We start from the raw sequence: 24,144 nt of genomic DNA on the forward strand, positions 1-24,144 counted from the left end.
TGAAAACACTTTAGTGAAAGGCCATACTTAAATAAGCCCCACCATATTCTAATTTTTTTGAAGGACGTAAATGTACTATGTCGTTATTTTAACTGGTTATGCAGTTTTTTGTTCTGATGAATCGATTGTATAGCCTTTCTTTTTTAGGTATTCAATCATTTTTAATTCTTTGTTCATTTGTTTTTCTTCAAGGTAATTTGAGCCTAGTTCATGATAGGGTTCTCCTGTTTTTAAGATATTGTAAGCAATCGTCAATAGTAAATGAGCAGAAGCAATTCGTCCCTTCATTTTCCCCTGTCGTTTGGTAATCCTTTTTCGATGTGAAGCTATTCGATTATTTTGTCTTGAGGTTGCCAGTACACACTCTACGGCCATCGTTTTTAATGCTTTGTTTCCTTCTGTGGTTTTACTTGTTTTTTTTTACCAGCACTTTCATAATTTCCGGGACTCACGCCAGCCCATGAGGCAAGATGTTTAGCCGACTTAAATACGGTCATATTAACGCCCATCTCTGCGATAAAAGTTGCTGCGGCTGCTTTGTTCACACCAGGTATACCATCCAATAATTCTACTTCCTTACGATATGGGGAGAGGAGTTGATCGATTTGTTTTTCCAATTCTTCTATGGCTTTTTCTAAATAACTCATATGCTCCCAATGGAAACTCAACATATCACGATGATGACGGCGAATACGACCATTAATTGCACTGGAAATGTCCGTAATACTAGCTTTTGTTCGCCTATCCACCATTTTTCGAAGACCATCGGTCTCTATTTTTTCACCGTTTAGAATCGCTTCAAGGATACGGCGTCCCGATACACCAAAAATGTCTGATAGAACGGATGTTAGCTTGATATTAGCATCTTGAAGAATTTTATGAATGCGATTCTGCTCTGAGGTGCGATGATGAATCAATTTTTTTCGATAACGAGTAAGATCTCGTAAATCACGAATATCCTCCGGTGGAACAAAATTACTTTCAATAAGTCCGCATCTTAGAAGCTTGGCAAGCCATTCGGCATCTTTCACATCAGTTTTACGCCCTGGAACATTTTTGACATGTCTGGCATTGGCAAGAACAAGGTGAAAAGAATCTTCGAGTATATTCCATATTGGTTTCCAGTAGACTCCAGTACTTTCCATCACAACATCGGATACCTGAAGGGTAGTTAACCAATCACTTAAAGCCAAGAGTCCTGTTGTTGTAGTTGAAAAAGTTTCAATAGAGGTATTTGGCTTTTTATCTAATGGACCAAATAATACACAGGCTACTACTGTTTCTTGGTGTACATCTAGGCCAGCACACCGTTCAATCATTGCTTCCATAGGAGAATCACCTCAATAAAAGATTAACAATACATATGACAGGAGATTTGTTACAAAAATTTTTGTATACGTACTAGCAGTACACTAAATGGTTCTTCAATACTGTCACAACCAGTTTCTTATACAGGGTATCTTCCTTAAGATCCACCAAAAAAGGTTCAGCCTGGTTGTATTGTTATCATCCATTATCGTCAAGGAGTTAAAGGGTTAGACTCTATTTTGAGTTTAGATTTTCGTAGTAGATGGTGGCGGCGGGGAGCGCCGCCATAGGAGTTTCTTATGGAGCTAAAGTCAGGTTAGTTCAACAGTGCTGTTTGATCTTTGTTCAACAATTGGGCCATCCTAATGATTTTTGGAGAAAAATAAATATACCCCTATGTAAAATTCAGAATGTTTCGTATAATATATTTATATTTGGTACGGACATCATGATGTTTATGAAGCTTTTTCAACAGCATTTAGTAGGGGGGGCTCTTTCTAGTTGTTTAAATGAAATATTTCTTAGAACATCATCGGTGTATATGGCATAAATCAAGAGGTGTTATGGATAGGATCTTAAATCAGAAAAGGGGTTTTTTCTTGAAAAGAAATTTTTTAAGTAAAAGAAATTTGTTTATCTTCTCCCTTGTTTTTGTGCTTGCATTAGTAGGCTTTTCTTCAGGTACACTTCCAGACCATCTTGACCCTCTTGCACCTGACACTGTTTACTTTAACGGAAAAGTTATCACCATGGACAAAGATACTACTATTGCCGAAGCCGTAGCAGTCAAGGACGGAAAAATCATTGCTGTTGGTTCAAATAAGGAAATTAGCAAGTTAAAGGGACAGCACACGAAAGTCGTTGATTTAAAGAATAAAGTGTTATTGCCGGGATTCTATGATGCCCACAGTCATTTTCCGAGCTCCGGAATGGATGGGACTGTTCAAGTTAATTTAAATAGTCCACCGGTAGGTCCTATTAAAAATATTGATGATCTGATCATTGCCTTAAAAGATCGAGCTATGGAAACCCACGAAGGTGAATGGATACTCGGGCGAGGGTACGATCAGACACTTTTAGCGGAAGGACGTCACCCGACACGTGAAGATCTGGATAAGGTATCAACGGAGCATCCAATCTATATCGGACATACTTCCGGACATTTAGCAGTAGCTAATAGTGTTGCACTTAAATTGGCAGGAATTACAAAAGATACTCCTGATCCACCTGGTGGGGTAATCGTAAGAGACTCTAAGACAGGAGAACCGACTGGGGTATTAGAGGAATCTGCTAAAGGTCTTGTAAGCAAGCATATTCCTGTTGTTACAGAAGAGGAAAATCTTGCAGCGTTTAAAAAGGCTGTCCAGGATTATATCTCAAAAGGTGTAACGACCTCGATTATAGCTGGGGCAAATAAACAGGGTCTTATTGATTTACAAAGATATCAGAAGCAAGGTTTGCTGCCGTTAAGGGTTACAGCCATGGGTGCCGGGTTTGGTGGCGTTATAACCCCTGGTGAATTAGGCGGTTTTGTAACAGGTTTCGGTAGTGATATGTTGAAGCTTGGCCCTGTGAAGCTGTCTCATGATGGATCCATTCAAGGGTACACCGGCTATTTAAGTAAACCGTACCACGTGCCGCCGGGAGATGATCCAAATTATCGGGGATATCCGGCGACAAGTCGTGAGGAATTAACGAAGCGAGTAGTGGAATTGCATAAGGCTGGATACCAAATTGCGATTCATGGTAACGGAGACGCAGCAATTGATGATATTCTTTACGCCTTCCGTACTGCCCAGGAGAAGTATCCGCATAAGGATGCCCGTCATCGTATTGAGCATGCTCAAATGGCTAGATTAGATCAATTGGATGAAATGAAGAAAATGGGTGTTACACCATCATATTTTGTTTCCCATACCTTCTTTTGGGGCGATCAGCACAGGGATATATTCATGGGGCCTGAACGTGCCGCTATGATGAGCCCTCTTAAATCGTCCATTGATCGTGGTATTAAATTTAGCATTCATCTTGATTCTCACATTACCCCAATGGACCCGCTGCAGGCAGTATGGTCTGCTGTTAACCGGATTTCAAGAAGCGGCAAGGTGATTGGTCCGGAGCAAAGAATCACACCATTAGAGGCACTTCGCGCAGTAACAAGTGATGCAGCATGGCAAAACTTCGAGGAAAATGAAAAAGGCTCAATCGAAAAAGGGAAATTTGCGGACTTTGTTGTTCTGGAAGAAAATCCGTTAACAATTGACCCTATAAAAATTAAAGAAATCAAAGTACTTAAGACAATTGTGAACGATAAGGTTATCTACGAAAATTAAATTAAGGATAGGATGCACGGGGACGGTTCTACTGCTTCATTCACTTGCTGGTGAAGCACAAGAACCGTCTCTTTACTTCCTGCGTGCCCAGCAAGCCATTAATTGTTAGTTGGCGAAAGTCCAACCCGAGTAAGTGCCAAGACGCTCGGTAGCTGACAGGCAACTGGTGGAGAAATCCTAAGGTTGAAGCCCTGTGACAAAGTAACTTGCTTTAAGGGGGGGAATACCAGCTAATACAAAGTTATGTGCTTATTCAAGAAAAGGGCGCGATTCTTTAATAAGAATCGCTTATCTTAATGAACTAACGGGTGCTTTACTTCAATAAGGGAGGTTGCTGCAGCAACCTTTTTGTTATGCAACTTAGGGGCAGGTTAGTTGAATAAGGTAATATTTGGATTAAGATAGATATAAGTAGAAAAGTTAATAACAAGGGGTGATTTTTTGGAGAAAAATATTGGGGATGTAGATTTTTTTAAACAAGTAGTAAAAAGACTTTGCAAAAAAAACAATATTTCCCCTCAGAAACCTAAATTTGAAATCATCGAGAACGTAATGGTTATTAGCATTAAGAACCATTTAAAAGATGGAGTAGACTTAGATTGTTTTAATATTTTAAACCTTATTTACCGAACAATTGGACCTTTAGAAGAGAGCTGAACAAACAAGAAATAGAATTATTGAGGCTTATGCAGAGTGTCAAGGCATTTTATTTTGATTATAGCAATGAAATGAATACCATTTGGCGATGAATTTTTTTACTAAGTTTTTAATGTTTTTACTGATATATGCAAAGTTAGCAGTACACTAATAAAGTAATAAGGTTTACTTCAGTAAAATAAGGTATATTATATTTGTTGAATAGATTCTCTTTAAAGACATGAAAAGTAGGTGAACAAAGTGGGAAAATACCAATTGGATTACAAAGGTCAGGTAGCTGTGACAAAGTTTCATGAAAAACAGACGCCTGCCAAATTTGATAAAAAGCAGCAACTTGAAAAAATACGTGCGGAGTATTTGAAAAAGAAGCAAAAACAAACAGATAAATAATATGAATGAAAACATAGGAAGACTAAAATCTCCCTATGTTTTTCTTATTCGAAGTTCTTTTTTCAATTGACGATTGAGTTTATTATTCCCATAAATTTCAGATTCGGTGACAAAAAACTCGTCATCAGATATCCATTCCTCACTAAAAATTTCAGTAGCAGAATCAATAGACCAGCCGTTATTTTGGATACACCAGTAATCTCCAGCAGAAATTTTTAAAACATTTGGATACTCACTTGGCTTAGGTAGCTGAATAAAAAGATAAGTCTCGATCTTTTCAGCAAGATACTTTCTCAACACCCCACACTCAAAGAAAGTCAGGGAATACCAATGCGCTGAATTTACTTCTAATAACTTAAAGGTAAACCAATGAGTAAACCTATAAAAAACCTACTATATCAACGTTTATAGGTTAAAAGGTTTACAGGTTTACGCAATTATGGAATTCTTTATATAAAAAAATAGATAGATGATGAGTTAGAGTTAGCCTTAGACAAAATTAGCTTATCAATCATCATTAGAAAGTTTGAAAATCGCTTAGAATGGTTTTCTGAACACACAAAGCTGATTAATAAGCATAGATGGAATGTAGCAAGCTACCAGCGTTTAGCTTAATAGCTTTTATTGCTAGTAGTTTTCTTACCACAGCTAAACATTTCTGATATGCTCCAATAAAAAATAAAGCAACGCATTCCAATATAGAAACGGCTGCTTTAATTCATACTTTCAATTTTACGCTTGACGAGTTTTTTATAAAAATGGTTACGGTTTTGGTTACGTTTCTAAATGGTTGTAAATCAATTCTAGTCAATTGCGATAGTTAAGAAACATTGTATTCATCGTAAGAACTAATATAGAATAATTTAAAATAATTGAAAAAATATACCTCAATTAAATAAACTGAAATCTATTAAATTGTTGATATATCAATGTTTCTAACGTATTTTTTGATGAATTTATAAACTTAGTTACGTTTTTGATTACGTTTTTCCCAATTTTCTGTATATGGTGCAAACAAACACAAGAAAATAGGTAAGTTATTCATCGTTCAAATATATACAGGCTATTTTTTCAAACCTCTTACTTATGCAACTAACGCATGCGTTAGTTGAAGATCGGAGCTGTCTTAAGGCAGCTTTTCCTTACGGAACTTTCCATAAGGAGTGCTATTATAAGACCTATCGTAAAATGCCAAAAACGATGTGCATTGGTGGGCGGAATTATACCCTCTGACGTATTTATATTACCTCTTACTAAAATGCCTTACAGAGCCATCTAAGTAGTAAATAATTTCCACTTTTTAGTTTTTTATTTCCAGGAATAATGCTATTATTTGTAAAATACATATAATAAGGCGGGATCTTATGGATGAAAAAACTCAACTAGCTTTGATTTTTCTATTAATACCTCTGGCAATATCAATTTATTTTTGGTTTTCGGATTCAGCCTTATTACGAGGCGGATATGACTTAGCTATAGATGGTTTTGTAGTAGCCAGAGCCTTAATGATTATTTACACATTACATTTATTAGGAAAATTAGGAGAATTTATTATTAAGAACAAAAAAGATTAGTTATGAGCTATTTTTTTTTGTTTTATAGATTGATGGATTAAATACTTCAATAAGGGAGGTTGCTGAAGCAACTTTTTTCTTATGGAACTATAGGGGCAGGTTAGTTCAATAAGGGAAAATTATGAAACTATTGGGACTTTCTATCCGTAGAATATAGAGAGAGGGTGTGCATGTATTGATGTTTTCACGGTGGACGTTTCTCCAAGGGATTATAGTAATAATTTTAGGAATTCTCGCATTTATAACTGATTATTTTAAGAAAGATATGGCAACGTCAAATCTATCAAACACTGTAAATACAGTACAGATGTTAATGACACTATTATTTATTATTGCTGTTATTGGTTTATTTAGCTTACTTATGTTTTTTCAATCTAAGAAAAGTAATACTTTTTTATTGCATCCTATTTGGAAAAAAATGCACATAATAGTATCTTTCCTATTGGTTATATCAATAGTTGTATTTATTAGTGCGTTTTTTATAAGTCCCCTCAGTGAAGTAATTCAGAGTAGTAGGTGGATTTTATTCATAACCATCTATTATTTTCTATTTTTAATAAATATTTTAGTTTTAACCTTAATAAAAAAGAATACAATTTCAAATGCGAAAAAGATTAAATCATCATTTATATGGACAGTATTAGTGCTCTTTGTAACTATTTTTTTTATTTAACCTTAACTAAAATTCATTTTGAATCTTATAAAACTAAAGGTGTGTTAGTTCATTAAGTCGTACAAGACCACAGAGTTGTCTTTTTTTTGTTCAAAAAACAATGTTTAACAGAGCCATAATAAAAAATCAAAACGATCATTTTATCAGCATTTAAATACTTAATTCGCTTTCTCTCTGATTCTCGGAAAATAATAAAAAAAATATGTAATATAAATTAGTTTAAGAAAGAATTAAAATTTTTTATAAAAAATACAAATGAAAATAAGGTGAATTATTTAATGAAAATGAATAAGAGAAAATTAGCTTCTTTAATAGCCTCTTTAGGGTTAACAAGCTCTGTTTTAGTAGGTTGCGGATCTACTCCGTCTGTTAATAAAAGTGATGAAACGTACAAAGAAGACGAAGAACAAAATGATTCTAGTTCAGGTTCAGGTTCTAGCTCTAATACCAATACAAATTCCAACAGTCATACAGTTGTTCCTCCGGTAACCGGTTCTAAAACAACTAAAAATGGTGTCGTCAGTGGTTCTAGCAAAGCTTCTACTAATAAAGGTTCCACTGGTATTGGAAGCGGAAAAGGCGGGGCAAGTAGTTAAATCGAAATTTCAAAAAGCATCTAAGGAGAGACTAATATGGATAATAAGAATGAAGCACAATATCTTTTAAAGTGGATTGAATTAAACGACAAAATGGTCGAGAAAGGCTTTACCTGGGGAAGTTTAGAAGAAGATGAAGATTGGCACCAATATATGTCTTATGGTATACATACATATTCTCAAAGAGAAATAGATAGCATTAATATTGCTACCAAAAAAATAGGGAACGTATACAACAAGATGTATCACAAACTGTTGGACGGTTCTCAAGAAAGTAACGTATGGAAGTCTGAACTAGGATTGCCTGTTCAAACCTGGGATGCTGCCAATGTTCCTAGTGATTTATTTAGCTACTTTACTAGAATGGATTTCATTGTTAAAGGAGATGAAATCAAGCTAATTGAAGTGAATTGTGATACACCTACAGGATATATAGAATCATCTATTGTTAATCAAATCATTTGTGAAGAATATGAATTTGTATCTCCAAATAAACTTGAAGAAAATATCAAAAGAACTTGGGCAATGATTAGCAAAGAATATAATATAACAGATAATGACACCGTTCATTTTACTTCCTACGGTTGGCACGATGAAGATCGTGAAACTGTTTTATTCAATTTAAATAAGAGTTGTCTACATAAAACTAAATTTATAGCTATTGAAGATATTATCGTATCGGATGAGGGGCTGTTCGATCAAGAAGGAGATAAGATTAACCTCTTATATCGACTTTATCCGCTTGAATATTTAGTTGATGATAAAGATTTTACCGGAAATGAAATTGGCCTTTCTTTTTTGCAACATATTGCTGATGGTAAAGTAAAATTAATAAATCCGCCCGGATCCTTTCTTATGCAGTCTAAAGCGGTTTTGGCTCTTATATGGACGCTACGAGATGACAGCGGGATCTTCAGCTTTGAAGAACGAGAGAGCATCCGTCGATACTTCTTACCTACTTATTTAAAAAGTGGTTTTCCTTTTGAGAATAAAGCATATGTAGCAAAGCCAATTTACGGACGCGAAGGCGGAAGTGTTGAGATTTTTGACAACTTTTCTAAGTTAGTAGAGAAAGATGAAGAAGATTATTACGCAGAATGGCAAAAGGTATATCAACAATATGTTGAGATGCCAACTAAAACGGTAAATACTTGGGACGGAGAATATACTGGAAAAATGCTTGTAGGGTCTTTCTTAATTGGTGGAGAAGCTAGTGGCTTATTCCTTAGTGTAGGAGAAAAAATAACCGGCAACCTTTCTATGTTTTGTCCAGTGGCCATTGAGAAATGGTAGGTAGTGTCACTGAGATAATCATAGACACACTTTTCGCAGAAGAGCGCATATCAAGAAAATAAAGACACAGAATTCTAAGTAATTCCTTTTTAGTAAAGAATCGTAAACACATAAAAAAAGAATAGAAGGGGTTTAGGGAATGTTGGGAAAAAGCAGGTGGACAAGCATTACACTTGCCTTCATACTTTGTTTTTCACGATGAGGACGAATCATTTAATTTAAAGAGTAATCAGTGGATTGATGATGATGAAAAATGGTCATAAGTATTATTTTATGAAACTTGTGGCTTTACTCCCTGTTCAGGTGGGGTATGGAAAAAACAGTAACTGTGGTGCAGCGCTGGTCGTGCGCTGCATGGTTGGCTAACAGGTGCTTTACTTCATTATCAGGAGCTGATCAGCAGCTCCTTTTGTTATGGGGATTATTGTAATGAATCAAAAAGACCTCTTGATATGATGAAAGTGTCCCAAGCTCGCAAGCGAAAAGGACACTTTCATCATAAACATGAGGCCAATCATGAATTATAACCAAAACAAGTAAATCGGTCGAATTTTAAAAAAACGGTACAATTAATGGGTCGTCCCGCCTACTGTATGAATATCCGATTCATATTTAGCAGCTGTGACAGCAGCTATTTTTATGCCCTTAACAATTGTCTCAAGGCTTAAACTAGGCGCTTCTTTATTAATAGTTTGCTCCGGAATGAAAGGAATATGGATAAATCCACCCCGGATGCTTGATGAGGTTCGGGTGATATAGTCCATTAATCCATAGAAGATATGGTTGCATACAAATGTTCCGGCGGTATGGGATACCGATGCAGGAATGTTGCTTTCCTTCATGTTTTCGACAATTCTTTTGATGGGGATCGTAGACCAATAGGCTACTGGCCCTTTGTCTGCAATAGGCTCATCAATAGGCTGGTTTCCCTGATTGTCTGGGATTCTAGCATCATCCATATTGATTGCCACCCGTTCAGGTGTGATGTGAAGCCGACCCCCAGCTTGTCCTACACAGATAACGATGTCAGGATTATGCTGCTGGATAAGCTGCTCCATTACTGCAACTGATTTCCCGAATACAGTTGGGATTTGTTCAGCAACTAGAGTCACATCATCAATAACTTCTCCATGTAACTGTTTTACTGCTTCCCAGGAAGGGTTTACTCTTTCTCCGCCAAAGGGCTCAAACCCGGTTAATAACACTTTTTGCTTCATGAAGATCCCTCCTATACTCCTAATGAAACAAGTAAGTACATAAGTACGATATTGAAAGCTAATACTGCCAAAGCTGTTGGAACTTGAACTTTTATGACATGGTTTTTATCTTTCAAGTCCAGCAAGGCTGCCGGCACAATATTAAAGTTGGCAGCCATTGGCGTCATTAATGTTCCACAATAACCCGCAAACATAGATATGGCAGCTATATGATTTGGATTAGCGTCAAATTGGTTAATCAGAAAAGGAATGGCGATACCTGCAGCCATAACCGGGAAGGCAGCAAAGGCGTTCCCCATGATCATAGTGAATATAGCCATGCCGAGACAGAAAATGACCACAACCCAAAATAGCGAACCTTCGGGAATGATTGCTGTCACAGCTTTGGAAACGACTGTACCAACCCCTGCATTTGTGTAAATAGTTCCCAATGTTGCAAGTAGCTGTGGCAGCAATACAGCCCAACCAATAGATTCTAGCAGGCGACGTGATTCTTTCACAGCTCCTGTAGGTGTTCCGCGTGTCATCACCATCGCAAAAATAATGGCAGTCAAACACGCCAGACCTAAAGCAACCATCGTTACATTAGATGGATCCAGCAAAGCCTTTCCGCCAATTTTAACACCGTCTAGCAGCTTAGAACCAGCTAAGGTTAAAATAGGAATCAAGATGGCGGGTAGGAAAAGACGGCCGCCAAGCCGTTTTCTTCGCTCTTCCTTTACAGTAATGCTTTCTTCAACATGTTCGCTTTTCTTTAACCCGCCACCTGCAATGATTAAAACCATAATAATAACCATAAGTCCAATGTAAAATGGCGGAATAATTTGGCCGAACATTAATGTAATTGAATAAATCAAGTAAAAGCTTCCCGTAGTCAACCGGCGGCTGTTCGTCCGATCAGTGAAAATATATAGGGAGCAGCCTAGAACAATGATGCCCATCAATACGTAAATCATTTCAACTGAGAATATCATAATAGATGCTCACTTTCTCTTTGGAGTGTTTATCATTATTGGCCACGACTGCCCAAACGTTTATCCAGCTTTTTATCAAACATACGGAGGCGAATGGCGTGTACAATAAAAGCAAAGATGGCAGTAGGAATTCCCCATAACGCCATTGATATTGGGTCAGCAGGGATATTGTTCTGTTCAAAAAATCCGTTCATCAATAGAATTGCACCAACCGCCACGAAAATATCTTCTCCGAAAAACAAGCCAATATTATCGGTAGCGGCTGCGTGTGCACGGATTTCCTGTTGCTCTTTCTCAGGTAGCTTACCATATTTTGTTAGAGCAGCCCCTTCTGCCATTGGGGCAATCAGCGGACGTACAGTCTGCGGATGACCACCAAGGCTGTTTAAACCAAGAGCAGCTCCGACTTCCCTGATCAATAAATACATGGTCAATACCCGGCCAACAGTGATGGCTTTAATTTTTGATACAACCTTTGAAGCTTGCTGCTGGAGACCATTTTTTTCAAGCAGCCCAATAACGGGAAGCGTGACTATGAGAATAGACATGTACCTGTTAGTTGTAAATGCTTCGCCAAATTGCGTAATAATACTGGTAATGGGAATACCTGCAATCATCCCCGTAACGAGTGCTGAAATAGTTACCACAACTGCTGAATTGAATCTAAGTACGAAGCCAATCATGATTAAAAGAACACCAATTAGAACCATACATATCCCCTTTCTTATTATTAAAACTATTCTGCAAAAATATAAACTACATGTTATTGTACATTAAAGTAAGAATTTTTGAAATAAATTTTTTATTAATCCAAGTGACTAATTATGTAAAAATCAAAGTCTTTTATAATGAAAGAATAGAAAAAATGCATCAAAAAAATACTTATTTACAACAGTAGAAAAACTAAAAATGGGACACGACTATTTCTGTGGAAGAAGCATTAAAGAGATTCAAGAATAATATCACCAGAAATAGGATTGTTATATAGTCTATTTAACTAACGGGTGCGAAGATCTAAGCTGACTTTAAGTTAGCTTTTTCTTTATTCATCTATCGAGCGCAGTTTAGTTGAAGAAGGATTATGGATTCTAGCTGCCGAATAGTTTAAATTAACCGATCCAGCTCCAGATACGGTGTAAGGGGTCATCTTAGCCACAAAATGACTAAGGTAAAAAAAATAGTTGAAATGAAAGAAGTGAAGGTTTTGATTAAATATAAATGCCTCCATCATGTAAGTCTTACTGTGACAGATTTGGAAAGAGCAAAAGAATTCTATGGTAAAACTTTATGTTTAAAAGAAATACAGCGTCCTGATTTTGATTTTCCAGGTGCCTGGTATGAAATAGAGGGACATCAACTTCACTTGATAGTCGATCCCTCTTCACAGACAATTCGTAAGGATAAAAGCTTATCCAGCAGAGAAGGTCACTTTGCCCTTAGAGTCGAGAACCACTATGACACTCTTAAATGGTTAAAACAGAATAAAGTTGAAATACTTGAAAAACCATACGGGAAAAGTGGATTTGCACAAATTTTTTGTGCCGACCCAGATGGTAATTTGATTGAACTAAATGTTAATCAAAAAGATCTATAAGTAGGCAAAGATAAAGGCTGCCATTACTGGCTCTTTTCTTATTGAAGTAACGGGGCAGATTAGTTGAAATAAGACAAGTAGGATTAAACAAATCTATTATTGAAAAAAAGAGTGATTAACAGAGATAATTTTATTAAGCTAACTTGTGCTATAGTTCAAGATGTGGGGCTGCCACCACCATTATCAAATGAATTTAGGTTGGAAATTGAAATGAAGAAAAATATGTTTAGTTTTACGTCAGCCATAGTTGGAGTTATGGCTCCATTCCTTTTATTTGCTGCAATTGAAATAATTGATTACAAGTTAAGTGATATATTACTAATTAGTAGTTTGACCCTGTATGGTGTTTCTATTGTTTGTACGATTATAGCTGTAAAAAGGAAAGAAAAAAATAAGATAAAGTACATCCCACTCATTACATTAGTCCCCTTTACTCTTTATCAATTATTAATTTTATTGGTTTATTCATTAGGGAAATTCATAAATGGGTAGTAACAGGGGCGTTAGCTGAAGATCGGAGCTGTCTTTAAGGCAGCTTTTTCTTTATGCAACAACCGGAGCAGGATAGTTACAAACAATTAATAGGCGAGGTTACAACTGCAACAATAAGATGAATTAATATATATATAAAAATAGATGAATTTTACCTTAATGGATAATTATGGTACAAAAAGGATGTGGATACGATTTATACATAGACTTACTTACATTATTAGATATACAAGGAAGGTGTTATTATCATTGGAAATTAAATCGATTGTTTTACAGACTAAAAGTTTAAAGCAAATGAAAAAATTCTATATTGATACGTTAGGTTTTTCTCTAATTAATGAGGATAAGAATCGCTTTCGAATTGCTGTGGGTACAGGTGAATTTGAGTTTACAACAAAAGACGTGGTAGATAACCCCTATTACCACTTTGCTTTTAACATACCAGCTAACAAATTTTTTGAAGCAAAATCATGGGCAAAAGAAAGAGTAAGTTTACTTATTGAAGATGGGGTAGATGAAGCTAATTTTGCTCATTTACCTGCCCATGCTCTTTATTTCTATGACCCTTCTGGTAATTTAGTAGAATTTATTTCAAGATATGAAATTGCTAAAGATAGTATTGAGCCTTTTTCGGTTAAAAGTATTTTAAACATTAGTGAAATAGGTTTAATTGTAGAAAACACTATAAGTGTAAGCGGAAAATTAAATGAAATTGGTGTGACCGAGCGTGACAATAATACAATAAGTAGAAAATCCCTTAATTTCATGGGTGAAAGAAGGAATGGAATATTTATTATATTAGCCCAACCAGGGAGAAGATGGATATTTTCTGATAAAACATCTGCCATATTTCCTCTTGAGATTACATTAATAAATAACAATAAAATAATCATCAATTCCGATAATGAATTTCAGATATATCGGGACGAGCACAAAGGAGAGTTATTTTCTGAAACGTAACATCTATTAGAATACCAATTTTTGGTAGATATCTATCCTTCTTCAACTAAAGGGTGCTTTACTTCAATAAGAGAGTTGCTTTGGCAACTCTTTTTGTTATGGAACTATCGGGGCAGGATAGTTCAACAAGTGGTTGGGGTAATTTGGTAAAATTAATATAGATTTAGTAAAATCAATATAATACTGGGGGAAATCTTTTGAAAAAAAACTATTTCATTTTTAGCTTAATATCAATTTTATCCTTGATAATAATTTCTGGTTGCACTAATAAAGACAGCATAGCTACAATTTCAGTTAATTCCGATTCTGAACATACGAATACTTTTAAAAAATTAAATTTAGGGGAACTGTATGATTTTGATTTCAAATTAAATAATGCAGATATAACTTGGGTAAATGTTTGGATAGAAAGTTACAAAGATGGAAAACAAGAACCTCAACCGTTAGCTGAACTATCTTATGGGAAAAGCCCTAACAAAGTGGAGGAAGGAAATTTAGGATTTGGAATAATAAATACTAATGATACTCGTTTAGGTTTTCTTTATGCACCCAATGTAACTGCAACCCCACAAAAAATAGACAAAATACATTCTGTTGGTGTGTTTAGTAGATGGGATTATGCCATAGGGGAAGATAAAGTGGAATTAAAATTAGGAGAAACGTATTTATTAGGTGCATACAGGGAATCCAATGGAAACTCCATAAGGACATACAATTTACAAGACGAAAATGAAGTGAAGAAAATGATAAGTGATGATAAAATTGTATTTTTACTAAAAATTAAAATAGAAGAAAAATAAATGAATAATTAGTTTCCACAGCAGTTGGTTCAATTGGAACCAATTCAACTGTTACTCTAAAAAAAGGTGGAAGTACATGGGGTTTAAAGTTAACAAACAACAATAAAAATAAATGTTGGTTAATTACCAATTGTACAAAACTACAGATCCTAATATGAAGATTGGGATTCAAGCCATAAAGACTCCGCGAACTCCTCAAATTATAGATCAGATTCAAGCCGAAGAAAAAGGGATCTGCATACTTGAAGTAGTAATAAATGGCATTGAACAGGCAGGAAAGAAATGCAAAGGGAACAAAATCGCCAGCAGCAGAAAATAAGGGGCAAGAATAATACAAAAAGTCGTCAACATGTATGGGAAATGGATAGGTAACTTCTTACAGACGAATTTGGTAGCCTTAAAGGCTACTGATTTTTATATCGGGGGATATGCTCAACGCTTGGGGGAATTTGAAAAAGTCTAAAGGATTGTTATTAGTTTATATCTGTTACTGGTATTAATGGTATACCTTAAAATACTTTTTGTGAAATAATATTTAAATGAGGCTATGTTACTACCAAAATTTAATCACTGAACAAATAAAAAGAAAAAATAAAAGCGTATAACAAAAAAATGATTTCATTTTAAGCCTTTTTTTAATTGGTTATCCTCCATACATATTTTTATTCAATTGTATACCTAGAATGTATGAATAATAAAAGTGCATCTATTTAAAAAAAATTACATTTTTAGTATAATGAAGTAAAATTATAACATAAGAAAATATTTACAAGGGGAAAAAATGAAAAATTCAAAGTTGGATTACAACCTAATTACACTTTTACTTTTGCTATTTATAACTAGTTGTATAGCCATATATACTGCTCAAGAATTTGGTCAATACGAAGGGAATTTTTTATTTAGACAAGTATCTTGGTATTTTATAGGTTTCGGTATGATTTTAGGAGTTATGTATTTAGATTCTGAACAAATATTTCGCTTGAATTGGTTTATTTACTCGCTTAGTTTATTACTATTAATTGCATTAATTTTGTCACCTGAGTCAATAGCACGAGAAATAAATGGTGCCAAAAGTTGGTTTCAAATTCCTGGGATTGGGTCTATACAGCCAGCTGAATTTACTAAAATATCTTTAATAATTTGTTTAAGTTACTTAATACAAAAACATCATAATAAATATGTAGACAAAACTTTGAAAACGGATTTTATTCTATTAATTAAGATGGGGGCCGCAACACTTCTTCCTATACTTTTAATTATGAAACAACCAGATTTAGGAACATCTTTAGTATTAATGTGTATTTTTATAGGGATATTATTTGTTTCAGGAATATCATGGAGAATAATTGGTGTTATTTTTATTATTTGCGTATTAATTGCCAGTGGAATTTTTTACTTAGTTTTTCTTAACCCTGAACTTCTTCAATTAATGGGAATAAAAACATTTCAATTAGGAAGGATTTATGCTTGGATTGACCCAGAGTCTTATCAATCAGGAGAAGGCTATAACCTAACCAAAGCCTTACTTGCCATAGGATCAGGTGCATTTTATGGTTATAGAGGAGACGGTGTATACGTTCCTGAAGCACATACAGATTTTATTTTTAGCGTTATTGCTTCTAAATTTGGTTTCTTAGGATCTAGTATTTTAATAACAATTTATTTTCTCCTTATTTCGAGCATGGTGAAGTTAGCCATAGATGTCAAAAATAGTTTTGAATCTTACCTATGTGCAGGTGCGGTTTCTATGATTTTTTTCCATATTTTCGAAAATATTGGAATGAATATAGGTTTATTGCCGATAACAGGGATACCTTTACCTTTTATAAGCTACGGAGGCAGCTCATTAATGGGGAATATGTTAGCAATGGGATTAATTTTTTCAATAAGCTATCGAAAAAGAGCATATATGTTTGACTAAGGTGGCTTAGTATTCCAGGATTAATTCAATTTTCTCTTTTCGTAATATTAGGTTTGTTTTTACTAAGAAAACTAGTGCAATTTATTAGACGGTAAAAACCGTCTTTTTTTTATGTCACAGTATGTGTCAACTCAAAAATAAGTCTTATGCAACTAAACCAGCTAATAGTTAGTCAACATTTTTCAATGAAAACTTAAAATATTTCATGCTATACTAAATTTGTGCATGCTAAATAACCTTCCAATGAACTATATTTGGAAAGTTTTGTGCTATTTAGTTATACTTTTAAACTAGGTTAGATCTTGGAAAGTCGAGTTATTTTGTAATAGTGCATAAATCCATTGTAGAAGCTTATTGGCACATGCTATCACAGCTACTTTAAAGGGCTTTCCTTCTTCACGTTTCTTATCATAGAACTCTCGTAATCTTTTGTTCCGAGGGATGATTTCATCTGTCGTTTTCTTCTTGCGACAATCACGAATGGCACAACGAACTGCCATATATAAGGCATGGCGTAGTCTACCAGAACCTCTTTTGGTAATCCGATTTACTGAGCCTTTAAATTTACCTGATTCAAAGATACTTGGATCAATTCCGGCAAATGCCACTAGTTTTTTAGGGTGATTAAACCGATCAATCTCTCCAATTTCAGAAATAATCGTTGTAGCGATTTTTTCACCGATACCAGGGATGGATTGGATAATCTTATATTCTTCAATTTCTTTTGCCAAAGCATTTATCTCTTCTTCCAATTTGGATAGGTGCTTTTGGTATTCTAGAAGCATTTTTATATACATCTCTAGGCTTAAAATGTGACTCTGATATAAAGTTCTCTGAAAAGGATTTCGAGCTGAGGCAGCCATAAGTTTCTCTGCCTGTGTATTCGCCCACTTTCTAGAACGACTTGGACAAAGTTCATTAATCCTATTTGCTACAGTTTCTTCATCGACTGCTGATATGTCTTCAGAAGTAGGGAATTCTAATAGAGTAAGCAAAGAAACAACCGAATACAAATCTCCAAAAACCCCTCTATATTCAGGAAATACTTGATCAAGAACAGCCTGAAACTGTAGTTTTGTTTGTACATAGATACCTGTTATATTTGCATGTTGTCTTGAAAGATTACGAAGATTTAAGAGTTGTATCCCTCGTTTTTTATAAGGCTCTAAATCCTCTTTATAGTACAGCTCGCAGAGGTGACGTGCATCGATTAAATCTGTCTTTACTTTCCGTAAACTAGAGCTCTTCGCACGATAAGAAATGAGTGGGTTAACGATAATTAATAAGTAACCTCTCTCCTCAAAATACTGTACAACGGGCGTATGATAATGCCCAGTAGACTCTAAAACGACCGGAGGTCGAATTCCTGTTACGTTTTCTATCTCTCTAAGATATTGGTGTAAGCTCTCTAGTCCTTCAATGGTATGTGCTACTTTAAAACTTCTTTTATAAGGCTTCTTCTTCTCCAAGAATGCTTGAACCTGACTTTCACCTTTCGCTACATCCAGACCAACTACTGGATTCATTTATTATCTCCTCCTAAAGAATATTGCCGGTACCCCTAAATCCTTCTTGTAGTATCATAGCTTCGCTTGTTATACGAGATCTAGTCCCAACCAGCCAAATCATGTTTCTACAAGTAGGGGGCGAACTGTTTAGTTGACGGGGTCCAAGCCCCACGGGCAGGAACGTTCTACCCCGGCTACCGTTATCATATATCGATAAAAAAATTGTTCAACCAGAAATAACTGGCTGACCTTTATAATACGAACAGGGCAGGTTAGTTGAAGAATGCTGTTTGATCTTTATTCAACAATTGGGCCATTTTGTTGAATAATTAAAGTCCTAATATTTTACTGTGGTAAATAAGTTATATAGGCCGTGAATATACTGTGGATATGTTAAGACTTTAATTAGGATAGGAGTGAATAAGCAATTATGAAAGAAACGATGCGCGTTCTTATTTCTGGTGCGAGCATTGCCGGTCCGGCACTTGCTTACTGGCTTCACCGCTACGGATTCGAAGTGACTGTAATAGAACGTGCACCAGCATTGCGCACGGGTGGGTACGGGGTTGATATCCGTGGTGCAGCCATTACGGTACTTGAGGGGATGGGTATACTCGATCAAGTTCGTGCAGCTGACACGAACATGACTGGTGTTTACTTCGTGAATAGCAAAGGCAAGATCGAAGGTCAAATAAGCGAAGCGAGTATGGGGAACCATCAAGGTCTGGACATCGAAATCATGCGTGACGATCTTTGTCACATTTTGTACGATTCAACTAAGGATACGGTCGAATACATTTGGGGAGATTCGATTACCGCAATACATGAGACTGAAGCTGGTGCAGAAGTTCAATTTATGTATTGCAAGCCGCAGACTTTCGATCTGGTAATCGGAGCGGACGGTCTCCATTCTAATGTGCGCACCTTGACTTTTGGCGACGAAGCACAGTTTAAACGTACGCTTGGCTGTTATATCTCAATTTTCACCCTTGAGAATTACCTCAACCTCGACCACCGCCAGCTGTTTTATACGATACCAGGCAAAACTGTAGGTATGTATAGCGCCCGTAACAATACCGAAGCAAGGGGTATGTTCTTGTTCCAATCAGAGGCATTGAAATACGACCGCTATGATACAGAAGCTCAAAAGAATCTTGTAGAAAATGCCTTCGTAGGCCATACGGGCTGGGAAACCTCGAATCTACTCAAAACCATGAAAGATGCGACAGACTTTTATTTTGACGAGATTTGCCAGATTCACATGCCGACATGGTCAAAAGGTCGGGTTACATTGTTAGGCGATGCGGCGTATGGCCCATCACCCCTATCGGGTCAAGGGTCTAGCCTGGCGCTTGTCGGAGCTTTTGTATTAGCTGGTGAACTCAAAGCTGCAGATTGCGATTTCACCCGTGCCTTTGTTGCCTACGAACAAAAAATGAGAAAGTTTGTTGAGAAAAATCAAAAAATAGGACTAATGGCTGCCGGGAGTATGATTGAAAGATCAAACTTCAAAATCTTTCTACGCAATTTAATGTTTCGCGTACCCATCCTTATGGTTGTATCGTTTAAGATGATTTCGAAAATGATAGCGAAAGCTGCCAACGGGATTGAACTGAAAGATTATTGATATGCGATATTTTAGAGACGAGTTTCAACCAGTCTTAAAAAACTGATAATTTCTTTGCTTGTGTGTAACTATCAACAAATGACTTTTTATTATTCAGTAACAATACAAAACCCGAACAGTTTTCTGCCTGGTAGCTAAGCGTAAGAAGGCTCTTAAGCCTTTAATAATATTGTTGATCTTCCGCAATCGGGCGCGATTCTTTAATAAGGTTCGCTTTTCTTATAGAACTAACGGGTGCGTTAGTTCAACAAAAAGACCGATTATTTCGGCCTTTTTGTTTTCTTGTTATTCAGCAGTGAATGTAAATGTTTCTTTTAAAGGTCTGCCTTCGCTACCCTTTTGAGTCCAAACGATTTCCACTTCCAATTCCGTTGCTTTTTCAGCCAAAATGAAATTGCTAAATTTATAAGGATATCCATCATTCATTTGTTTTGCTAAAGAAATCGCTTCTTCAAAGTGGTCTTTATTGCAATCCTCTTCACCAGGACAACCAAAAAGTGCAAACTTCGTCGTAGAATTAGGTTCATTGCTAAACATATAAATTTCCGCAGACAATACATTCTTACCAATGTTATCAACCTCTAAAGAGTAAGTATGAAATTTTCCCTTTTCGGGCTTTCCTAATCCCTTACCTTGTTCAGCTTCGGCTACTTGAACTGACCATTGTTTCGATGTTTGTTTGGTTGGTAATTCACCACAGTTACTTTGCCCAAAATAGAATGGAATATGTTTTGAACTAACAGGTGCTTTATTTCAATAAGGAAGGTTGCTGCGGCAACCTTTTTTCTTACGGGGGTCCCACCAACAAAACGCGGAAAACATACGCTAAGCAAATTTCGACATAAAGAAAGCCGAAGTTTCCTACGTTAAGGATGTCAAGTTGATCGATATTTACGTATATTTTAAGTGTTAATTTGCACATCCAACTATAAAACCCAGCTACCTTCACATGAGAAGATTAGCTGGGTTTCTTAAGTATGTACATCCAATCATTTATAGAACTACTCGGATTCGCCTAGTAGGCCCAGTGACAGGGTTCTGGCTCTAATCTGTCAGATATTTTCCGATTTCCGGAAAATAGTTCTTGCTAGTATCATGTAATTCACGCCTCTGCTGCTTGCATAAGTTCGTATATTTTGCGAGTTGTATTTACATTCCTAATTGTTATTTGTTGATATGGCTTTGAACCAACGAGTATAGTCATACCGGATTTGCTAATATTCTTTTTTTCAACCGACCATAGAATGGCTCCAGGAACGTATTTTACCGTATCAATTTCTGGTTTGATGACCAGCTTATTAAGCACTGACTCATCATTAATTTCGTCCCATAAAAACAGCACATCGCTTCTCATTTGTTGGTCGTTCGTCCATGACTCTGGAAGGGAGTGTATGACTTTTTTTAAATCATCAAAACTACGGACTAAAACTTTGATTTGTAATCCGAAGTTTGTATGTATAGCCTCTTCTAAAATATGGGATATTGTTGTTTTTGATTGGCCATTCACTGTGAAAATAATATTACCTGAATTGATATATGTAACTACAGAGCTCATACCTACTCGTTCAAAAATTTTTTTAAGCAACTTCATGTCAATTTTATTTTTCCCACCAACATTGATTCCCCTAAGCAGTGCGACATAGACCATGATAATCCTCCTAGATCGATTAATTTAATTCAACTGGTGTTTATTGCAGAACTTTCATAAAGTGTCTTATCGGCAAAAAAGGTTGGATATCTAAAAAAGTACCTAACCTTTTTTGTTACCATAACGAGTGCTATAGGCAGTTGTTAATTTGTCATATTTTATTTTTCAGGTTTTCTAGATTATCTATATCTCCATTTACTATCAAACCAATATGATCAGAAATAACTTCAATATCTAAATCCCACCATTTTATTTCTAGCAATTTGCTAATGATTTCTGCTGAGAAACGGGTTTTAATTTTCTTTGCAGGATTTCCTCCAACAATTGTATATGGTTCTACATCTTTAGTAATAACTGATTTTGCTGCTATAATAGCACCATCACCTATGTTGATTCCAGGCATAATGACCGTATCCATCCCAATCCAGACGTCATTTCCAATTATCGTGTCCCCTTTAAACGGCAATTGATCTAGCGCTGGTGTGTATTTCTCCCAACCTTGTCCAAAAATATTGAACGGATAAGTGGAGAAGCCATCCATCCTATGATTAGCTCCATTCATAATAAACGTTACACCGGGTGCTATGGCACAAAATTTCCCTATAACAAGTCGATCACCAAAAAATTCGTAATGATACAACACTTGATCTTCAAAGGATTCTCCATTTTTTGCATCGTAATAAGAATATTCACCTGCAATAATATTTGGTCTAGTAATTGTATTTTTAATAAATTGTAAAATATTATTTCCTTTAATCGGATATTTATCTGTAGGATTCGGTCCATGCTGCTTATTTGATTCCATAGGTAGTCACTACCTTTCAAAGTTTTTATCCAAAGCTTAACCGGCCTAACTTATTGCATTCCTCAGCGAACCACAAGGCCTTGTCAGGTCCTACTACCATACCATGTGGCTCCGCATTTTTCGTAGGAATAGGATATTCCGTAATTTCACCGTTTATTGTAATCCGACCTATTTGATTACTTCCCCATTCAGTGAACCATAAAGCACGATCAGGGCCGGTTACAATTGCGTGTGGACGAGCATTCGGAGTAGGAATGGTAAACTCACTTATTATTCCAGAAGTAGTAATTCTTCCAATTTTATTTCCGTTAATTTCTACAAACCAAAGTGCACCATCCGGTCCATTTGTAATTCCCACAGGACCAGCCTGTTTTGTGGGTAACTTATATGTAGTCACTTCCCCGTCTATCGTAATCCGACCTATTTGATTACTCTGATTCTGAGTAAACCATAGAGCATAATCAGATCCAGCTACAATAAAAGAGGGATAAGAATCAGGAACAGGCAAACTATACTCAATAATTTCACCTGATGATAAGATTCTTCCTATTCTATTTCCGTTCATTTCTGTAAACCAAATGTCTCCATTATGTCCTTGCGTGATTCCAAAAGGTCCTGAATCGCTGTTTGGTAGCGTATATTCAGTAATTTCACCTGTTACTGTTAGTTTACCAATTTTATTTGTCCTATTTTCAGTAAACCATATATCACCCTGATCTGTAGAAGTGATAGATAGCACACCTGCATTGAAAGTAGGAAGATCAATATGAGTCACTTTACCATCAACAGTCATTCGACCTATTTGATTCGCTTTATGTTGTGTAAACCATAGGGCACCATCTTTTCCCCTAGTAATTCCATAAGGACCTGAATCTATATGAGGAAGTTCAAATTCTTCAATTTTTATTTTCACGTTAATTCCTCCTTTTTTTGTATAAAATTATTCTAGTAATTCGTTTTGAATACGGTGCATTTTCAGTTAACACAAATAACTCCGTTCGAATAAATTGAAGCGGAGTTATTTGTGTTGAAAAAATCCTAATCAATTACAGCATTTTATATATTTCAATAAGGTTCCTATCTGGGTCTCGAAAATGTGCAATACGTGATCTCCATTCTTTACGATCGTGTGGTTTAGTAATAAATTCAATCCCATTTTCTCTTAAACGGTTATAAGTCTTATCAACATCTTCTACTTCAAATTGAAGTAAAAATTTTGATTGAGATTCCCCTTCTAAAAATTTATTTTCCTCTCCGACCACTTCTGCCATGGCTTTTCGGGATAAAAGCTCGATTTTCGTTTCTCCATTATTGAAAAGTGCATATTCCATTTCTTCCTCGTACCAACTTATTGAAAGTCCTAATATATCTTTGTAAAAATTGGAGCTTTTTTTAAAATCCTTAACCAACAGTCTGATTTGTAATAACTTCAATTCAATCTCCTCCTAATAATATAATTCTCTTCATTTACAAAAAACCTTTATGTAAACTAAACCTGTAGACCATCTACATTTCTAGTTACCATAAACTATATAACATCTTCTGATTTAACTTCGATTTACTTACGAATAATCCCTTCTCTAATTCAAGAAAAGGCCCGATTGCTGAACAAAATTAATAAAAACACACACTTGCTATCTTTTATTGTATTCCATAAATAAAATTTTATTTTTAATAGAATTTGTTCCAAAACTCAAAACTTTAAGACACTCTTAAAAATAGAATTTTTTTTTGGTTATTTATTCTTGTTTTCTGTCTAAAAGTTAGTCTATAA

26 protein-coding genes are annotated in these 24,144 nt (G+C 35.6%); 14 read left to right on the plus strand and 12 right to left on the minus strand.

Going from position 1 to position 24,144, the window contains the following annotated elements:
* Positions 1-96: 96 nt before the first annotated feature.
* Positions 97-375 carry a hypothetical protein gene (locus RE409_RS04065; RefSeq protein ID WP_309557745.1) on the minus strand — a complete coding sequence of 93 codons (279 nt, stop codon included), beginning with the start codon at positions 373-375 and terminating at the stop codon, positions 97-99.
* A gap of 5 nt (positions 376-380) precedes the next feature.
* Complete coding sequence (locus RE409_RS04070) at positions 381-1,328, minus strand: IS110 family RNA-guided transposase (RefSeq protein WP_309557744.1); 948 nt, start codon at positions 1,326-1,328, stop codon at positions 381-383.
* Positions 1,329-1,907: 579 nt separating this feature from the next.
* Between RE409_RS04070 and RE409_RS04075 the strand changes: the two genes are divergently transcribed.
* The 3 genes from RE409_RS04075 (at position 1,908) to RE409_RS04085 (ending at position 4,688) form a co-directional block, all read left to right on the plus strand.
* Entirely contained in the window at positions 1,908-3,641 is a 1,734-nt protein-coding gene (locus tag RE409_RS04075) for an amidohydrolase (protein ID WP_309558569.1), read from the plus strand.
* A 441-nt stretch (positions 3,642-4,082) separates the two neighbouring features.
* Positions 4,083-4,298 carry a hypothetical protein gene (locus RE409_RS04080; RefSeq protein ID WP_053348812.1) on the plus strand — a complete coding sequence of 72 codons (216 nt, stop codon included), beginning with the start codon at positions 4,083-4,085 and terminating at the stop codon, positions 4,296-4,298.
* A 240-nt stretch (positions 4,299-4,538) separates the two neighbouring features.
* Positions 4,539-4,688, plus strand: coding sequence for a hypothetical protein (locus tag RE409_RS04085; protein WP_056529733.1), 150 nt, complete (start codon positions 4,539-4,541; stop codon positions 4,686-4,688).
* Between the two features lie 33 nt (positions 4,689-4,721).
* On the opposite strand, the gene RE409_RS04090 is transcribed toward RE409_RS04085, so the two are convergent.
* Positions 4,722-4,985 carry a hypothetical protein gene (locus RE409_RS04090; RefSeq protein WP_201222072.1) on the minus strand — a complete coding sequence of 88 codons (264 nt, stop codon included), beginning with the start codon at positions 4,983-4,985 and terminating at the stop codon, positions 4,722-4,724.
* Positions 4,986-6,052: 1,067 nt separating this feature from the next.
* On the opposite strand from RE409_RS04090, the gene RE409_RS04095 reads away from it, so the two are divergent.
* The 4 genes from RE409_RS04095 to RE409_RS04110 all read left to right on the plus strand — a co-directional run bounded on the left by RE409_RS04095 (position 6,053) and on the right by RE409_RS04110 (position 9,190).
* The gene (locus tag RE409_RS04095) at positions 6,053-6,262 is read left to right on the plus strand and encodes a hypothetical protein (RefSeq protein ID WP_201222070.1); all 210 of its coding nucleotides are present in this window, start codon (positions 6,053-6,055) and stop codon (positions 6,260-6,262) included.
* 951 nt (positions 6,263-7,213) lie between these two features.
* The gene (locus RE409_RS04100; protein WP_201250016.1) at positions 7,214-7,531 is read left to right on the plus strand and encodes a hypothetical protein; all 318 of its coding nucleotides are present in this window, start codon (positions 7,214-7,216) and stop codon (positions 7,529-7,531) included.
* A 36-nt stretch (positions 7,532-7,567) separates the two neighbouring features.
* A complete protein-coding gene (locus tag RE409_RS04105; RefSeq protein ID WP_309558570.1) occupies positions 7,568-8,824 on the plus strand; it encodes a glutathionylspermidine synthase family protein in 1,257 nt (418 codons plus the stop codon).
* 240 nt (positions 8,825-9,064) lie between these two features.
* Positions 9,065-9,190 carry a hypothetical protein gene (locus tag RE409_RS04110; protein ID WP_309558571.1) on the plus strand — a complete coding sequence of 42 codons (126 nt, stop codon included), beginning with the start codon at positions 9,065-9,067 and terminating at the stop codon, positions 9,188-9,190.
* A 203-nt stretch (positions 9,191-9,393) separates the two neighbouring features.
* Here RE409_RS04110 and pcp read toward each other — a convergent pair whose 3' ends face one another.
* Genes pcp through RE409_RS04125 form a run of 3 tightly spaced genes read right to left on the minus strand, consistent with a single transcriptional unit; the run spans position 9,394 to position 11,725 of the window.
* Complete coding sequence (gene pcp / locus RE409_RS04115; protein WP_056523388.1) at positions 9,394-10,041, minus strand: pyroglutamyl-peptidase I; 648 nt, start codon at positions 10,039-10,041, stop codon at positions 9,394-9,396.
* 11 nt (positions 10,042-10,052) lie between these two features.
* Positions 10,053-11,015: a DUF979 domain-containing protein gene (locus RE409_RS04120; RefSeq protein WP_141995143.1), complete on the minus strand. Its 963-nt coding sequence runs from the start codon at positions 11,013-11,015 to the stop codon at positions 10,053-10,055.
* Positions 11,016-11,050: 35 nt separating this feature from the next.
* A complete protein-coding gene (locus tag RE409_RS04125) occupies positions 11,051-11,725 on the minus strand; it encodes a DUF969 domain-containing protein (RefSeq protein ID WP_098178254.1) in 675 nt (224 codons plus the stop codon).
* A 494-nt stretch (positions 11,726-12,219) separates the two neighbouring features.
* On the opposite strand from RE409_RS04125, the gene RE409_RS04130 reads away from it, so the two are divergent.
* From RE409_RS04130 to RE409_RS04155, 6 genes are all read left to right on the plus strand, one after another.
* Positions 12,220-12,609 (plus strand): VOC family protein, encoded by a 390-nt coding sequence (locus RE409_RS04130; RefSeq protein WP_201183486.1) that lies wholly within the window; start codon positions 12,220-12,222, stop codon positions 12,607-12,609.
* Between the two features lie 111 nt (positions 12,610-12,720).
* Complete coding sequence (locus RE409_RS04135) at positions 12,721-13,101, plus strand: hypothetical protein (RefSeq protein ID WP_309558572.1); 381 nt, start codon at positions 12,721-12,723, stop codon at positions 13,099-13,101.
* A gap of 249 nt (positions 13,102-13,350) precedes the next feature.
* Complete coding sequence (locus RE409_RS04140; RefSeq protein WP_201182663.1) at positions 13,351-14,061, plus strand: VOC family protein; 711 nt, start codon at positions 13,351-13,353, stop codon at positions 14,059-14,061.
* 197 nt (positions 14,062-14,258) lie between these two features.
* On the plus strand, positions 14,259-14,861 hold the full coding sequence (locus tag RE409_RS04145; protein ID WP_201182660.1) for a hypothetical protein: 603 nt from the start codon (positions 14,259-14,261) through the stop codon (positions 14,859-14,861).
* Between the two features lie 130 nt (positions 14,862-14,991).
* Positions 14,992-15,180: a hypothetical protein gene (locus RE409_RS04150; protein WP_201222062.1), complete on the plus strand. Its 189-nt coding sequence runs from the start codon at positions 14,992-14,994 to the stop codon at positions 15,178-15,180.
* Positions 15,181-15,642: 462 nt separating this feature from the next.
* Positions 15,643-16,782: an FtsW/RodA/SpoVE family cell cycle protein gene (locus RE409_RS04155; protein ID WP_309558573.1), complete on the plus strand. Its 1,140-nt coding sequence runs from the start codon at positions 15,643-15,645 to the stop codon at positions 16,780-16,782.
* A gap of 290 nt (positions 16,783-17,072) precedes the next feature.
* Here RE409_RS04155 and RE409_RS04160 read toward each other — a convergent pair whose 3' ends face one another.
* Entirely contained in the window at positions 17,073-18,308 is a 1,236-nt protein-coding gene (locus RE409_RS04160) for an IS110 family RNA-guided transposase (RefSeq protein ID WP_309557757.1), read from the minus strand.
* A 412-nt stretch (positions 18,309-18,720) separates the two neighbouring features.
* Here RE409_RS04160 and RE409_RS04165 point away from each other — a divergent pair, with 412 nt between their 5' ends.
* On the plus strand, positions 18,721-19,917 hold the full coding sequence (locus tag RE409_RS04165) for an FAD-dependent monooxygenase (RefSeq protein WP_309558575.1): 1,197 nt from the start codon (positions 18,721-18,723) through the stop codon (positions 19,915-19,917).
* Between the two features lie 285 nt (positions 19,918-20,202).
* On the opposite strand, the gene RE409_RS04170 is transcribed toward RE409_RS04165, so the two are convergent.
* The 5 genes from RE409_RS04170 to RE409_RS04190 all read right to left on the minus strand — a co-directional run bounded on the left by RE409_RS04170 (position 20,203) and on the right by RE409_RS04190 (position 23,803).
* On the minus strand, positions 20,203-20,454 hold the full coding sequence (locus RE409_RS04170) for a hypothetical protein (protein ID WP_201182649.1): 252 nt from the start codon (positions 20,452-20,454) through the stop codon (positions 20,203-20,205).
* Between the two features lie 565 nt (positions 20,455-21,019).
* Entirely contained in the window at positions 21,020-21,565 is a 546-nt protein-coding gene (locus RE409_RS04175) for a DUF1697 domain-containing protein (RefSeq protein ID WP_309558576.1), read from the minus strand.
* Between the two features lie 151 nt (positions 21,566-21,716).
* Positions 21,717-22,370, minus strand: a complete 654-nt coding sequence (locus RE409_RS04180; RefSeq protein ID WP_201182645.1) for a Vat family streptogramin A O-acetyltransferase — start codon at positions 22,368-22,370, stop codon at positions 21,717-21,719.
* 25 nt (positions 22,371-22,395) lie between these two features.
* Complete coding sequence (locus tag RE409_RS04185) at positions 22,396-23,283, minus strand: Vgb family protein (protein WP_201222054.1); 888 nt, start codon at positions 23,281-23,283, stop codon at positions 22,396-22,398.
* A 133-nt stretch (positions 23,284-23,416) separates the two neighbouring features.
* Positions 23,417-23,803 (minus strand): VOC family protein, encoded by a 387-nt coding sequence (locus tag RE409_RS04190; RefSeq protein WP_201182643.1) that lies wholly within the window; start codon positions 23,801-23,803, stop codon positions 23,417-23,419.
* Positions 23,804-24,144 lie beyond the last annotated feature (341 nt).

Source organism: Peribacillus sp. R9-11, from assembly GCF_031345095.1.
Lineage (GTDB): Bacteria > Bacillota > Bacilli > Bacillales > DSM-1321 > Peribacillus > Peribacillus butanolivorans.